Origin of the sequence: Yersinia sp. 2545 StPb PI (assembly GCF_052217125.1) — a bacterium.
GTDB classification, from domain to species: Bacteria; Pseudomonadota; Gammaproteobacteria; order Enterobacterales; family Enterobacteriaceae; genus Yersinia; species Yersinia enterocolitica_E.
On record NZ_JAZGPY010000001.1, the window covers coordinates 4,369,348 to 4,383,737 of the forward strand.

A 14,390-nucleotide genomic window follows, 5' to 3' on the forward strand; every position below is an offset into this window, starting at 1 on the left:
TTAATGAGCAAATCTATATATGAGCAGTACATACAAGCCAAAGCGGATAACCCAGGCAAATACGCGCGTGATTTAGCGACACTAATGGGTATTTCAGAAGCGGAATTGACTCATAGCCGTGTGGGTCATGATGCAAAACGCTTACAAGGCGATGCCCGCACCCTACTGGCCGCATTGGAGGCGGTGGGGGAAGCCAAAGCTATCACCCGCAACACCTATGCCGTGCATGAGCAGATGGGCCGTTACCAGAATCAACATCTGAACGGTCATGCGGGTTTAATCCTTAACCCGCGTGAATTGGATTTGCGGTTGTTCCTCAATCAGTGGGCCAGTGCATTCACACTGTCAGAAGAGACACGCCACGGTGTGCGCCATAGTATCCAGTTCTTTGACCAGCAGGGTGATGCGTTACATAAAGTCTATGCTACTGAACAGACGGATATGGTGGCTTGGCAAGCCGTGCTGGCGAAGTTTATCAGTACAGAAAATCCAGCATTGCCATTAGAAGCACTGAGCACACCTGAAGTGGCCGAGCCAACAGTTGATGATGCCACCGTGGATACCGAATGGCGTGCCATGACCGATGTACACCAATTCTTCCAGTTGCTTAAGCGCAATAATTTGACCCGCCAGCAAGCATTCCGCGCCGTCGGGGATGATCTCGCCTATCGTGTTGATAACAGTTCACTGACACAACTACTGAATATCGCCCAGCAGGATCAGAACGAAATCATGATTTTTGTGGGTAACCGCGGCTGCGTGCAAATTTTCACCGGTTTAATTGAGAAAGTGGCCCCGCATCAAGACTGGATTAACGTTTTCAATAAACGCTTTACGCTGCATCTGATTGAAACTGCTATTGCTGAAAGCTGGATCACCCGTAAACCAACCAAAGATGGGTTTGTCACCAGTTTGGAACTGTTTGCCGCCGATGGTACCCAACTTGCTCAACTTTATGGTCAACGCACCGAAGGGCAACCAGAACAAAATCAATGGCGTGAGCAGATTGCCCGCCTGATCAATAAGGATATCGCTGCATGAGACTAAGGCTGCTGTCACTCCCTTTCATTCTGTCACTGAGCGCCGGTATTCTGCCGCTAAATACATTCGCCGCAGAACGTATTGTCACCATTGGTGGTGATGTAACAGAAATCGCCTATGCACTCGGTGCTGGTGGCGAGATTGTGGCTCGTGACAGTACCAGTCTACAACCGCAGGCAGTGCAGAAGCTGCCTGACGTGGGGTACATGCGAATGCTCAATGCCGAAGGGATTTTGGCGATGAAGCCGACCATGCTGTTGGTCAGCGAACTGGCTCAACCCTCATTGGTACTCAAACAGGTTGCCGACAGCGGGGTTAACGTGGTTACCGTACCGGGACAAATCACGCCGGAAAGTGTAACGGCGAAGATTAGTGCGGTCGCCACAGCGCTTCATCAGCCAGAACAAGGCCAAAAACTGATTAAAGACTACCAACAACGTTTAGCTGCGGTGAGTAGTACGCCACTGCCGGTAAAAGTGCTGTTTGTTATGAGTCACGGTGGCCTGACACCGATGGCTGCCGGTCAGAATACTGCCGCAGATGCCATGATCCGTGCCGCCGGTGGTAGCAATGCCATGCAAGGCTTTAGCCGCTACCGCCCACTGTCACAAGAGGGGGTTATCGCTAGTGCACCTGACTTATTGCTGATTACCAGTGCCGGTGTGAAAGCACTGGGTGGCAATGAGGGGGTCTGGAAATTACCCGGTATAGCCCTGACACCCGCGGGTCAACATAAGCGCCTGTTAGTGGTGGATGACATGGCATTACTTGGCTTTGGCTTGGAAACGCCGCAAGTGCTGGCGCTGCTGCGCAAAGGCATGGAACAAGCGCAATGAATTGCCGTATCCATCCACGCCTGATGCTGAGCATCTTACTGATGGTTCTAATCTTATTAGCACTCGGCTCGGCCAATATGGGGGCTTTGACGCTCTCGTTCCGTACCTTGTGGCATGCATCATTAGATGATGCTATGTGGCATATCTGGTTGAATATCCGCCTGCCGCGCGTGTTGTTGGCGGTGGTTGTCGGCTGCGCGCTGGCGGTTTCCGGTGCCATCATGCAAGGGTTATTCCGTAATCCGCTGGCTGATCCCGGCCTATTGGGTATCAGTAGTGGTGCCGCTTTGTGTGTCGGGCTAATTATTGTCATGCCATTCAGCCTGCCGCCACTATTAGCCCTTTATAGCCATATGGTCGGCGCGTTTATTGGCAGCCTGGCCATCTCAGCCATTATTTTTACCCTCAGCCGCTGGGGCCATGGCAACTTATCCCGCCTGCTACTGGCTGGTATCGCCATTAATGCGCTGTGCGGTGCGGCGGTCGGGGTGCTGACTTATATCAGTGATGACCAGCAATTACGCCAGTTCTCACTCTGGAGTATGGGGAGCTTAGGCCAGGCTCAATGGTCAACACTGATGGTGGCGGCTTCTCTGATCCTACCCGCCTGTGTTCTTGGATTATTACAGGCGCGTCAGTTGAATCTGTTGCAGCTAGGAGATGAAGAGGCACACTACCTCGGTGTTAATGTACGCAAAGCCAAGCTGCGTTTGCTATTACTGAGCGCCATCTTGATCGGTGCCGCGGTGGCTGTCAGTGGAGTTATCGGTTTTATCGGGCTGGTCGTGCCACATCTTATCCGCATGCGTATCGGTGCTGACCACCGCTGGTTGCTGCCCGGTGCCGCACTGGGTGGGGCTTGTCTATTACTGACCGCCGATACTCTGGCCCGTACCTTAGTCGCCCCGGCTGAAATGCCGGTCGGGTTGATAACCAGCCTACTGGGTGGCCCTTATTTTCTATGGCTGATTTTACGTCAGCGGGAGCAACTCAGTGGTTGATATAGCAGGGATTAATATAGCTGGAGTTAATCAGGCAGTAACACCGCCGGCGTTATTAGAGGCTAATCAGCTCGCCTATCATGTGCAGGGCCAGAGGCTAATCAAGAATGTTTCGCTACAAATTGCCAGCGGCGAAATGGTAGCCATTATCGGGCCGAATGGCGCGGGGAAATCAACCCTGCTGCGCTTGTTAACCGGCTACCTCACCCCTTCTGATGGCGAATGCCAATTGCTCGGCAAAGATCTGAAGAGCTGGCAGCCGCAGGAATTGGCCCGTACCCGTGCAGTCATGCGGCAATACAGCAGTCTGGCTTTTCCATTTAGTGTTAGCGAAGTGATTCAGATGGGCCGAGCCCCTTATGGCGCGGCACAAAATAGGCAAGCTTTAGAAGAGGTGATGGCTCAAACGGACTGTTTGTCACTGGCACAGCGTGACTATCGCGCACTGTCTGGTGGTGAGCAACAACGGGTACAATTAGCCCGCGTATTAGCACAATTGTGGCAACCACAACCGACACCACGCTGGTTGTTCCTTGACGAACCGACCTCCGCATTAGATTTGTATCATCAACAGCATACCCTGCGCCTATTGCGCCAGCTCACCCACCAAGAACCCTTGGCGGTGTGCTGTGTGTTGCATGATTTGAATCTGGCCGCACTCTATGCCGATCGTATTTTGCTGCTAGCACAGGGCGAACTGGTGGCCTGTGGCACACCAGCGGAAGTGCTCAATGCCGAGACGCTGACTCGCTGGTATCAGGCAGATTTGGGGATTTCACGCCACCCTGAAACCGCACTACCACAGATCTATCTGCGCCAGTAAATGATACACATTGCGAGGCTCAAAGCGAGCGGCCAGTCAGACTGACGACAAATCACGATGATGCGATCTGAAGCCGTGAGAATAGGCAAAAGAGTAAAACGTCTCGCCTGGGATGGCGCAGCTCGAACCACCAAGGGCGATGTTACCATCTGCCTATTCTCTGCGCCGCCGGCACTTTGCCATTAACCTCACCCGTCTAAGGCTAGCTTTGCTTTTCTAACGCCACCTTCGGTTCTGCATCAGCCAACAATTCATAAATTGCCTTACCCACAATTTGCACTGCTCGTTCGATTTCTGCGGTCATTGGTTTGCTGTAGCTGAGCCGCAGGCAATTGCGGTATTTCCCTGAAGCTGAACTAATAAACCCAGCGGCAACCTGTACCCCCTGTGGTAATAAGCAGCGATTAAGCCGCAAGCTATCAAATCCATGAGGCAACTCGACCCAGAGCATAAAGCTGCCCTGCGGCCTGCTCAGACAGGTACTCGGTGGAAAGTATTTCATTACCCAACTGGTCATAATATCGCGGTTACGTTGATATTGGCGGCGCATCCGGCGCAAGTGCTGCATGTAATGCCCTTGCTTGATAAACTCAGCCATCGCCAGTTGTGGCAACGACGCCACCCGCCCAGCAGAAATATATTTCATGTGCAGCGCTTTCTCTAAATAGCGCCCCGGTGCAATCCAACCAATGCGTAAACCAGGTGCCACCGTTTTAGAAAAAGAACTGCACAGCAGTACCCGACCATCATCATCAAATGAGGCAATGGTCGGTGGGCGCGGGTATTGATAAGCCAACCCGCCATATACATCATCTTCAATAATCGCCACATCATAGCGCTGAGCTAAGGTCAGTAAAGCCTTCTTGCGTTCGTCCGGCATATTGTAGCCCAGAGGGTTATTGCAGGTTGGAGTAAGCTGAATCACTTTGATCGGCCATTGATCCAGTGCCATTTCCAATGCCTCCAGACTGATCCCCACCACCGGATCGGTCGGGATCTCAATCACCTTCATTCCCATCCCTTTCAGGGTTTGCATCGCACCGTGAAAACTGGGGGAATCGATAGCAACAATATCACCGGCCTGACAAACCGCCCCCAATGCGATAGCCAATGCGCCATGGCAGCCAGAAGTAATAATGATATTTTCAGCCGACTGATGATTACCGCTATCCAGCATCAGCCGGGCAATTTGCTCACGCAAAGCCGGGGTACCATAAATATTGTCGTACTCCAGCACTTCCTCGCTTTGGTGTAGGCTAATCCGGCTAAGCAATCGACTGAGTATTTTTAGTCCCGGCCCAGACAGGTCGGGCGAACCGACGCCCAAATGGATAACATTCGCTTGATCGCCCCTGGTCAAAAATGCCAGCGTATTTTCCCACTGTGATACCTCTACCGGCCGCTGGGCATGGGTGCATGTCGCCGGTAAGGAAGGCAGGTTTGAACTGCAACGCACGAAATAGCCCGATTTCGCGCGCGCTTCAATTAGCAGGCACTCTTCCAACTGCCGATAAGCCTGCTGGACGGTACTGATACTGACACCATGCTCGTCACTCAATACTCTGACAGAAGGCAGCCGCTCCCCTGCAATATACAGCCCCTCTTTAATCCGTTGACTAAGAATATCAGCCAGTTGTTGGTAACGAGTCATTGATATCACCTGATAAATTGAGTGGGACCAGTACAGATGGCGCTTATTTGTACCATTCAGTTTATATATCGCATATCTGTATGGAAATAATAGTCCCCATTTGCATCTGTAATGTTTTTCGCCAAAGTTTCATGCTAGTGGCTCACCTAATGACGGGGAGTCGATGATGAATAATATAATTGAAGATCAAATAGATGAATGTTGTTCGTCGGCTGCTCGAGCAACGAAAAGCCGCCACAATATTTTTATTCAAGTGTGGCTGAAAGCATACAGATACCTATACCAGTGCAATGAACGACGTAAAACCGCGAATACACTGTCAAGATTGAATTCAGATCAATTAAAGGATATTGGCCTAAGCCGGGATGATATCAAACGGGATTACAGCCGCCCGTTCTGGCGCTGAGTTAGGGTTCTCATGGCAGTAAATAAGCTTAAAGCTGAATAGACTGGCTTCGGTGTAATACCGTACCGAAGCCAGTATTATTAGTTAGAAATCATAACCGACGGTTGCCAGCACTGAGCGCTCAGCACCCCAGTAGCAATAAGAGGTGTTGTAACAGGCTGCGACGTATTTTTTGTCGGCGATATTATTCACATTCAATTGAACAAATGCCCCTTTCAACGACGCAGCCCAAGTGCCTAAATCAGCACGGACAGAGGCATCGCCCAGTGTATAAGAGGGTACGCGCAAAGTATTAGCATCATCAGCCCACTGCTTGCCAATATAGCGGATACCCGCACCAATATTGATGCCGTAACCTGCCTCATATTGCGCCCACAGTGATGCCATATTTGACGGTGCTAACACCGGTGTATTGCCATCATTACCATCAATAGCATCTTTGAATTTCACCCGATTATAGGTATAGCCCGCAATCACACTTAACCGGTCATTAACCTGGCTTCTGGCCTCCAATTCCAACCCCTGTGAATTAACTTTACCGGCTGGTACAAAATAGGTCGCCGGCACGGCACGGTTTGCCACATCATTTTGTGTCAGGTCATATAAAGCGGCGGAATAGAGTGAAGTGCTGCCCGGCGGCTGATATTTGATACCGACTTCATACTGCTCGCTGGTCATCGGTTTCAATAAGTTTTGTTGTGCATCTGGGAACAGACTTGGCGTGATGGCCTGACTGTAGCTGACATAGGGTGAAATGCCGCTGTCGAAGCTATACAGTAATGACGCGCGCCCACTGGCATGTTTATCGGTGCGTTCATCGGTACTATTGGCAGTCTTATTAATGTTTTCAGTTTTCATCCGGTCATAACGACCTGATAGATTCAGGTGCCAATTATCCAGCGTCATTTCATCTTGCAAATAGATGCCACTCTGTTCATAACGGCGGTTTAAATAGGAGGTGTTGATGCCCGGAGTGGTCAGCAGATAATCGCTATAAAGCGTGCTCCCCGCCGAAATACCGGTGTAAGGGTTCAGTGTGGTCGCAAAAGCGCTGTCGCTGCGCAGATTATTGCTGAACTTCTGGAAATCAAAGCCCAGCATCACTTTATGTTCAACTGCGGCGGTAGCAAAATCAGCACCCAGTTGGTTATCAATAGCAAACGCGTTGAGCGAGGAGTCCTCACCGGAATAATAACGATTCATCAGAGTGCGATCGCTATTCCATCCTCCCTGATAAACCTGTTCTAACTGAGTATTGGAATGGGTGTAACTGGCATTCTGGCGGAATGACCAAACATCATCAAATTTATGTGAAAATTCATAGCTATAGATTTGCTGCCAACGTTTAAATACATTGTGGTTACTTTCGCCATCAAAGAAGCCACGGCTTAATTTCTGCCCATAGATGCTACCATCAGCCGGCACCGAACTGTGGTAACCACCAGAAGGGTCTTTTTGCAAATTAGCCCGCAATAACAAAGAGGTATTCTCATCCGGCTGCCACAACAATGAGGGTGCGATGGCATAGCGTTCTTCACGCTGATGGTCGTACATGGTGTCACTGTTACGGGTAATCCCGGTGAGACGAAACGCCCAATGCTCGGATATAGCATCGGTATAATCAAAGGCAACCGCTTGTGTATTGTTATTACCGGCCGTCAGGCGGAAATGGCCTTCAGAAGTAAACTGTGGGCGTTTAGATGTCATCACCACCACACCACCGGGGATACTCTGACCATATAGTGCCGAAGAGGGGCCTTTGATGACATCAATGCGCTCCAGGAACCACGGGTCTACTTGCAACACGTTAAAGCTGCCGCCGTCACTGAGTAAGCGCAGACCATCGAGGAAGGTATTGTTCACATCACCGCCATGGAAACCCCGCAGTGCGATGGTGTCATAGCGGTTGGCTCCGCCGGAAAAACCGGTGAACACGCCAGGAGTGTAATTCAGCGCCTGATTAATCGTAGCGACATTTTGGTCATCCATCTGCTGACGCGTCACCACCGATACCGCCTGGGCGGTAAGAATTAAGGGTTGATCAGTTTTAGTCGCCCCTTTGGTGGTTATCGCGGTGTAGCCCGAGGTCGGGAGATCAGCAGTATTACCTGCTTTGGCCGTGACTTCTATCGTATCTTCAGCCAGCGAAGCGAAAGGAATACACATCGCCAATGAACATAAAATAGCAGAACGCTTTATGACAAAAACCGAAAACATAGTTATCTTCCCCAGATAATTAGGCATATAAAATAGATGGTTATAATCAGCATCCATTGCTATTTCACAGCGCAATAATATTGCCTGCGTGCCACATATCGTGGGTCCATAAGTTCAGCGCACAATCTATTAAATGAGAGTGTTAATTTCAATGATAATTATTATCTTTATCATTTGAGTGAGAGGAGTAATTATCGGAGTAAGATTATTCCGTAAGGTGCAGAATGTGCCACAATGGCGGTCAGGCTGGCTTTAACAGCACACCTATCGGATTTTTGGGTTAATTGTGGCACTCACTTTCAGGCTGATCGGTTTTATGAAAAAGATTGGGTACGTTGTTGCACGTAGAAATTATCCGCTGCTGTGGCTGCTGCTAACGCTTATTTTTGCGTCAATATCAGGTACCAGCGTTGCCGCCATAGCATCAGATGCTACGGCTGAAAACAGTGAGGTGCCAGTAAAACCGGCAGTATCAGTACAACTGATTAGCCTACAAAAACAGTTGGATAAGCTGAAACAGAGTGTCTCTGCCAGTACCTCCGATAACCAGTTGAGTGTGCTAAACGAGACCGCACTGGCACTGGCGCGTGATGCTGATATCTTGATAGCCGACCTGAAGCCCAAGCGGGAACAACTGCAAACACAGTTGGAGGTTTTAGGCCCGTTACCTGCCGCCGGAGCATTGGCAGAGACCCCAGTAGTCGCCCAGCAGCGGCGGATATTGAATACCCGTAAAATCCAGTTAGATGGCCAGAATGATCAGGCCCAAGCTATCAAAACCAACGCGGAAAACCTGGCAACACAGATCATCGCGTTACGGCGCACCGCGTTGAAATCACAAATTGCCTTAAATTCTGGCAGCATTTTGGGTGCGAACTTCTGGGCACCGATCGTCAATCCCAATGTTGACGATGACCGCCGACTGAAAGATTTTACCCAAGAGCTGGCCGATGCCTGGAGCGCCGCCTGGGAACCCGAATGGCGTTTCGGCACCACGATGTATCTGCTGCTAGCACTCTTAATCAGCATATTTGGTTTTAAATTTCTCGATGTGCTGACCGCCTGGTTTTGTACCAAATGCTTACCACCAGGCCCGCTACGCCGCAGCTTTATGGCCTCAGCCACCACGCTTTGTACGGTGTTGATCACCGTCACAGTGGCGCAATGTATCACTCAAACCTTTACTCGCACGCCAGATGTCTCACAGGTAGTGATGGATTTTGCGCTGGCATTTGTTCAGCTCATGTTCTTCTCCGCTTTAATCGCGGGCCTTGGGCGGGCATTTTTATCCAACCAACGCCCCTCATGGCGGTTACCTGCCATCGCTGATGAAGTGGCCACATCACTGAGACTATTCCCCCCTCTGCTAGCCAGTTGCATCATGATTTTTGGTGCCCTTGATCAGATGAACAATATGATCAATATCAGTGTGTCTGGGGCAATTTTTAGTAATGGTATTTCGGCGCTGCTGGTGGCGCTTACTGCGGCGATTATTCCGTTACGTGCTAATCGGGTACGGCGTAATCTGGTGGTAAATGGCGAAAAACCTGAAGCCTATTCCACGCTAGCGGGATTGATTCATTTCGCCATCGGCATTACGGCAATAGCCATATTACTGTCATTGTTAGTCGGTTATATCGCACTGGCGAAATTCTTAAGTTACAAGTTGGTGTGGAGCTGTCTGGTCATCGCCTGTTTATATTTATTAGTTCATCTGTGTGTTGATTTGGCGGAAAGCATTTTCTCGCCCACCAGCAGCGCCGGTAAAGCCATTAAGCAATCACTGAATATTGATGACCGCCATTTAGCCCAGGCCGCAACGTTACTCTCCGCCTCCAGCAAAGTACTGCTGATATTGTTGGCTATTATCGCATTACTTAATGGCACCTTTGGTTCCACTACCCCGATTTCACTACTGCAAAAAGCGGTAGAGTTATTAAGTGGCGAAGGTCTGGAAAAATTAAATATTGTTCCCACTAACTTATTTAATGCGCTGGTTTGCTTACTGGTCGGCTTATACGTGCTCAAAGCCGCACGGCGTTGGCTGAATAATGAGTTCTTGCCACAAACCCAGATGGATTCCGGTATAAAGACCTCGGCGGTAACGCTTTTCAGTAACATCGGTTACGTGCTGGTGATTCTACTGACCTTATCGGTACTGGGTATCCAATGGAATAAATTAGCCTGGATTGTCAGTGCACTGTCGGTGGGTATCGGCTTTGGCTTGCAGGAGATTGTGAAGAACTTTATTTCCGGCATTATTTTGCTGACCGAACGGCCAGTCAAAGTGGGGGATTTGATCAGTATCAGTGGGGTTGAAGGGGACATTCGCCGCATCAATGTTCGCGCTACTGAGATCCAACTCAGTGACCGCTCAACAGTTATTGTCCCGAACTCCCAATTGATTTCGCAGAATGTGCGTAACGCCACCATGGCTAATGCTCAAGGGGTGGTGACCATTGCCCTGACCTTCCCGCTGGATTTGGATGTTGAACTGGCACAGGCACTGTTGATAGAAGCTTATGAAGAACACGAGTCGATACTTGATACCCCGGCTCCATCAGTGAAATTCAGTCAGTTAAGCCCGGACGGTATTGTCCTCAGTGTGACCGGTCTAGTCCCCAGTCCACGAATGGTCAGTAATACCAAAAGCTCTTTGTTATTCAGCATATTAAAACGGCTTAGGGCCGCAGGCGTGTCTCTTGCGGTGGCAACACCCAGCAAAACCGCAACTGAGTTGAACTAATCGGGTAGACCATGAGTATTATTAATAACAATAATGCTCATGGCCACCTAATCACTTATTTCGCCTCACTCAAACTAAACATTTTCAGATTACACCCCGGCCACTGAGCAGATAAGGCATTAACCCCAAAGGAAAAATCAGAGCCATAGACTTACTTATCTCAGCGCTGAATCAAATAACGAATCGTAGGGCCGTCCTGCTGAATATCCAGCACGGTATAGCCGTAGTTTCGCGCATCCAATGGGATATTATTAATCGATTGCGGACAGTCGCTGATCACTTCCAGAATTTCGCCCGGCTTCAGTTGCGGCATGGCTTCTAGCGTCGCCACCGCGGGATATGGGCACGGTTCACCCACCATATCTAAGCGGTAATCAGGTACGATGACGGTCGTTGTCGATGAGGAATGACTCATAGTAGCTCCTTAGCCAGAACGGATGTGGCCGCTTTCTGTTTACGGAAGAAACGTTTTTCCCACCACAGCATGGCAGCAAAGGCAATGGCTAACATCAGGTAAGTCACCAACAATCCGCCTATTGGCCCGAAGGTCTGCAACAAGTTCACCTTGTCATAATTGGTCGCCAAAGCAGGGGCGAAATCATCCCAATAATAGGCCAAAATGGTCGCGCCGATAATGTTACCCAGCCCCACCCACCAATAATGAATCTGCCCTTCGACCGCGCGATACATCCAGCCGGTTTCACAGCCTCCGGCCAGCACGATACCAAAGCCAAACAGCAAACCGCCAATCACCGCATTCGGCCCGGCCCACAAAATCTTAGGTGCTACCCCCAGTTGGACATAACTGAAAATACCAATCGCACTGACCGCCATCCCAAGAATAATGGCCTTTGCCATGTGAGTACGCCCGGTTATCCACAAATCACGGAACGCAGAGGTAAAACAAATTTGCGCACGTTCAATCAGCAAGCCAAAACCAATACCGCACAACATGGCGATGCCCAGTTTTGGGTGACGGAACAGCTCAATCAACGACCAGCTTAGTGCCAGAACAAACACCACCATACCAAGACGAAAACGGCGTGCGGCGCGGGCCGGATGCTGCGTCAAGGGCGATGCAGCCGTCACTTTTTGTAACTTTACCGGGATGCGAAACAGAGGTAACAGCGTAAATTTGGCACCAAAGTAGGAGCCGGCCGCCGTCGCAAGGGCAAAGAACCAGGCATGTAGTGAAAACTGTGGAATCCCGGTAAAGAAAGCCGCCAAATTGCAGCCCATCGCCAGACGCGCACCAAAACCCGCAATAATGCCGCCAACCAGCGCTTGTGCGATGCGAATACCGTGTTGAGGCTTGCGCAACTTAACGTTGTTAGCCCACAGAGCCGCCGCGATACATCCGGCAAACATGCCGATAATCATCATGCCATCAATACGATCTAACGGCGTCCCCTCCAATCCGATAACTTTAAAGTAACCCCACTCTTGCGGATGCGCGCCAAACAACTGCATGAGGTGGCCTCCCCAGCGGGTAAACTCGCCAGTCACCGCCCAGAAGGTACCAGTTAAGCCGAAGTAATAAGTCGATAAGATACCAGCAGCAATGACCGCTGGTAGTGGCGCCCAAAAGCGCACCAGATATTGAGATTTAAATACTTGCCAGCTCACACTGATACCTCCAAATAGATACAGTCACTTGCGATATCAAGACTATTCGCGGCGACGATAAAATAGACCTAGATATAATAAGCCAATTATCCATTCAATGAAGTATGTTGTGACGTAAGTTAGATGTTAATCAAAGGTTACGTCAGTAACAGTGCCGGAGAGGCAGGAAACATCCACGATCAGCTATCTTCACCCGCTGGCAACTGGTAATCCAATGCCAATGCCAATGCCAAGCGCAGGATAGCCGCCACCGGCTCGAAGAATTGCTCTGGTATGGTATCGCCACAGGCCACATCGCGGTGTAATGCCCGTGCCAGCGCAATATTTTCCACCACCGGGATACCCTGCTCCTCTGCTAATGCAATGATCAGCCCGGCCTGTTCGCCATGACCCTTTTCAATCACCACGGGCAAGGGTGCATCATCAGCGTGATAAAACAGGCAAACCGCAAAATGGGTGGGATTACGGACCACTGCTGTAGAGCGTCTGACGTTTTTTGCGAAACTGCCACTTTGCACTTCATGCTGTAACTGCCGGCGTTTCTGTTTGATGTGTGGGTCTCCGTTGCTGTCTTTATGTTCCCGCTTGATTTCTTCCAGAGACATTTTGAGTTGTTTCATGGTGTTATAGCGTTGAAAGGCATAATCCATCAAAGAGAAAACCACATAACAAGCAACCAGAGCACCCAGTAACCAGCTCATTAATGTGGCAAAGACGGGGATCGCACAGCGGCTTCCGCAGTAAGCCAGATAACCAAAAGAAACCGCATAGTGCAGCAATAAATAGCCGAAAATCAGCGTGAGCACCCCTACTTTCAATAATGATTTGATTAACTCGAACACACTGCGCAGTGAGAATAATTGTTTGGCATTATTGATTGGATTGATATGTTCGCCTTTAAACTCTACCGCTTTGGTTGCTAATAACGGCCCGATTTGCGCGATACCGGCCAGAATGGTGACTAAAATCAGCGCACCGCCTAATATCCCCATAATATGAATAAGTACTGCCATGCACTCCGCACCAATGCGGGCCAGTGCCATGGCCAACGGTTGTTGTAATTGGCTGATGGAGCTACGGATAAGTACTATGGCCTGATCGACCAACGTGTAGCCTGTCAGGAGAAAGTAAACCACCAGCACCACTAACTGGGCGCCGGAGGTTATCTCAACACTTTTAATCACCTGCCCTTTCTCCCTGGCTTCCTTCAGGCGTTTCGCGGTAGGTTTTTCATTCTTTTCACTGCTCTCACCCCCCATCAGCAGCCTCATTTATCAACGGGATAAGTGTGTTTATCTTCTGTTCGGTCTGGTTAATACCCACCAGATAGTGATGTAGTGCATAAGGCAGGCTAATCAGTAACAAAAGCAGAGCCAATGCGCTTTTAATCGGCATCGCCAGAAAGAAAACATTCAGTTGTTGTGCCGAGCGATTGATTAATCCTAAAGATAAATCAGCTAATACCATCACCAGCATCGCGGGTAACGCAAAGCTCAGACAGAGTTCCTGCATCAGTAGCCACTCACTTTGTAGAAAGTGCAGCATCGCTGATGAGGGGCGAATACCACTGCCAGCAGGCAGAATCTCATAGGAGCCATAGAGTGCTGCCAATACCAGATTGAAACCGCCAGATAATAAAAACAGTACGGTTAATATTTGCGTAAACAACACACCAAAAATAGACGATTCCATGCCCATACTGGGGTTAAACAAAGTGGACATGGTGGCACCACGCAGAGTATCAATCAGGAACCCCGCCATATCGATGGCCCAGAAAGGCAGCGCCGCGACAAAGCCAATCATCACCCCAATCAATAGCTCAACACACAGCACCCCAAACCAACCGATGAGGCTATCGTGGGTTATCAGTGGCAGGGAGAAAAACAGTGGTGTGACCGGCAAAGCGATGGCAAAAACCAGGCCGTTACGCAATAAGCTACTGCCCAGACTGCGCGCAGTAAACAGGGGTAATATCAGCAACATGCCGTAAGGGCGCATCATCGCCAACCCCAGCGCCTCGAGCCAGTACAGAGAGTCTGGCAT

Annotated in this window: 12 protein-coding genes; 6 read left to right on the forward strand and 6 right to left on the reverse strand. The window is 49.9% G+C overall.

What is annotated here, in order from left to right:
* Positions 1–3 precede the first annotated feature (3 nt).
* The 4 genes from V1955_RS20260 to V1955_RS20275 are packed head-to-tail and all read left to right on the forward strand — an operon-like array spanning position 4 to position 3,701.
* Positions 4–1,041 carry a hemin-degrading factor gene (locus tag V1955_RS20260; RefSeq protein WP_372568555.1) on the forward strand — a complete coding sequence of 346 codons (1,038 nt, stop codon included), beginning with the start codon at positions 4–6 and terminating at the stop codon, positions 1,039–1,041.
* On the forward strand, positions 1,038–1,877 hold the full coding sequence (locus tag V1955_RS20265; RefSeq protein ID WP_372568554.1) for a heme/hemin ABC transporter substrate-binding protein: 840 nt from the start codon (positions 1,038–1,040) through the stop codon (positions 1,875–1,877). Before V1955_RS20260 ends, V1955_RS20265 begins: the two co-directional genes overlap by 4 nt.
* On the forward strand, positions 1,874–2,878 hold the full coding sequence (locus tag V1955_RS20270) for a FecCD family ABC transporter permease (protein WP_442821334.1): 1,005 nt from the start codon (positions 1,874–1,876) through the stop codon (positions 2,876–2,878). The genes V1955_RS20265 and V1955_RS20270 overlap by 4 nt, the downstream gene beginning before the upstream one ends.
* A gap of 16 nt (positions 2,879–2,894) precedes the next feature.
* Entirely contained in the window at positions 2,895–3,701 is an 807-nt protein-coding gene (locus tag V1955_RS20275; RefSeq protein WP_083163925.1) for a heme ABC transporter ATP-binding protein, read from the forward strand.
* Between the two features lie 202 nt (positions 3,702–3,903).
* Here V1955_RS20275 and V1955_RS20280 read toward each other — a convergent pair whose 3' ends face one another.
* Positions 3,904–5,352: an aminotransferase-like domain-containing protein gene (locus V1955_RS20280; RefSeq protein WP_372568551.1), complete on the reverse strand. Its 1,449-nt coding sequence runs from the start codon at positions 5,350–5,352 to the stop codon at positions 3,904–3,906.
* 166 nt (positions 5,353–5,518) lie between these two features.
* On the opposite strand from V1955_RS20280, the gene V1955_RS20285 reads away from it, so the two are divergent.
* Complete coding sequence (locus V1955_RS20285; RefSeq protein WP_083163927.1) at positions 5,519–5,758, forward strand: DUF1127 domain-containing protein; 240 nt, start codon at positions 5,519–5,521, stop codon at positions 5,756–5,758.
* An 84-nt stretch (positions 5,759–5,842) separates the two neighbouring features.
* Here the strand turns inward: V1955_RS20285 and V1955_RS20290 are convergent, their stop codons facing one another.
* Positions 5,843–7,975 carry a TonB-dependent siderophore receptor gene (locus V1955_RS20290; protein WP_442821335.1) on the reverse strand — a complete coding sequence of 711 codons (2,133 nt, stop codon included), beginning with the start codon at positions 7,973–7,975 and terminating at the stop codon, positions 5,843–5,845.
* 286 nt (positions 7,976–8,261) lie between these two features.
* Here V1955_RS20290 and V1955_RS20295 point away from each other — a divergent pair, with 286 nt between their 5' ends.
* Positions 8,262–10,721, forward strand: coding sequence for a DUF3772 domain-containing protein (locus V1955_RS20295; protein WP_102970490.1), 2,460 nt, complete (start codon positions 8,262–8,264; stop codon positions 10,719–10,721).
* A 160-nt stretch (positions 10,722–10,881) separates the two neighbouring features.
* On the opposite strand, the gene yedF is transcribed toward V1955_RS20295, so the two are convergent.
* The 4 genes from yedF to sctT all read right to left on the reverse strand — a co-directional run bounded on the left by yedF (position 10,882) and on the right by sctT (position 14,390).
* On the reverse strand, positions 10,882–11,136 hold the full coding sequence (gene yedF, locus V1955_RS20300; protein ID WP_083161077.1) for a sulfurtransferase-like selenium metabolism protein YedF: 255 nt from the start codon (positions 11,134–11,136) through the stop codon (positions 10,882–10,884).
* Complete coding sequence (gene yedE, locus V1955_RS20305; protein WP_372568548.1) at positions 11,133–12,347, reverse strand: selenium metabolism membrane protein YedE/FdhT; 1,215 nt, start codon at positions 12,345–12,347, stop codon at positions 11,133–11,135. Before yedE ends, yedF begins: the two co-directional genes overlap by 4 nt.
* Before the next feature lie 179 nt (positions 12,348–12,526).
* A complete protein-coding gene (locus V1955_RS20310) occupies positions 12,527–13,606 on the reverse strand; it encodes an EscU/YscU/HrcU family type III secretion system export apparatus switch protein (RefSeq protein WP_442821336.1) in 1,080 nt (359 codons plus the stop codon).
* Positions 13,596–14,390, reverse strand: coding sequence for a type III secretion system export apparatus subunit SctT (gene sctT, locus V1955_RS20315; RefSeq protein WP_442821337.1), 795 nt, complete (start codon positions 14,388–14,390; stop codon positions 13,596–13,598). Before sctT ends, V1955_RS20310 begins: the two co-directional genes overlap by 11 nt.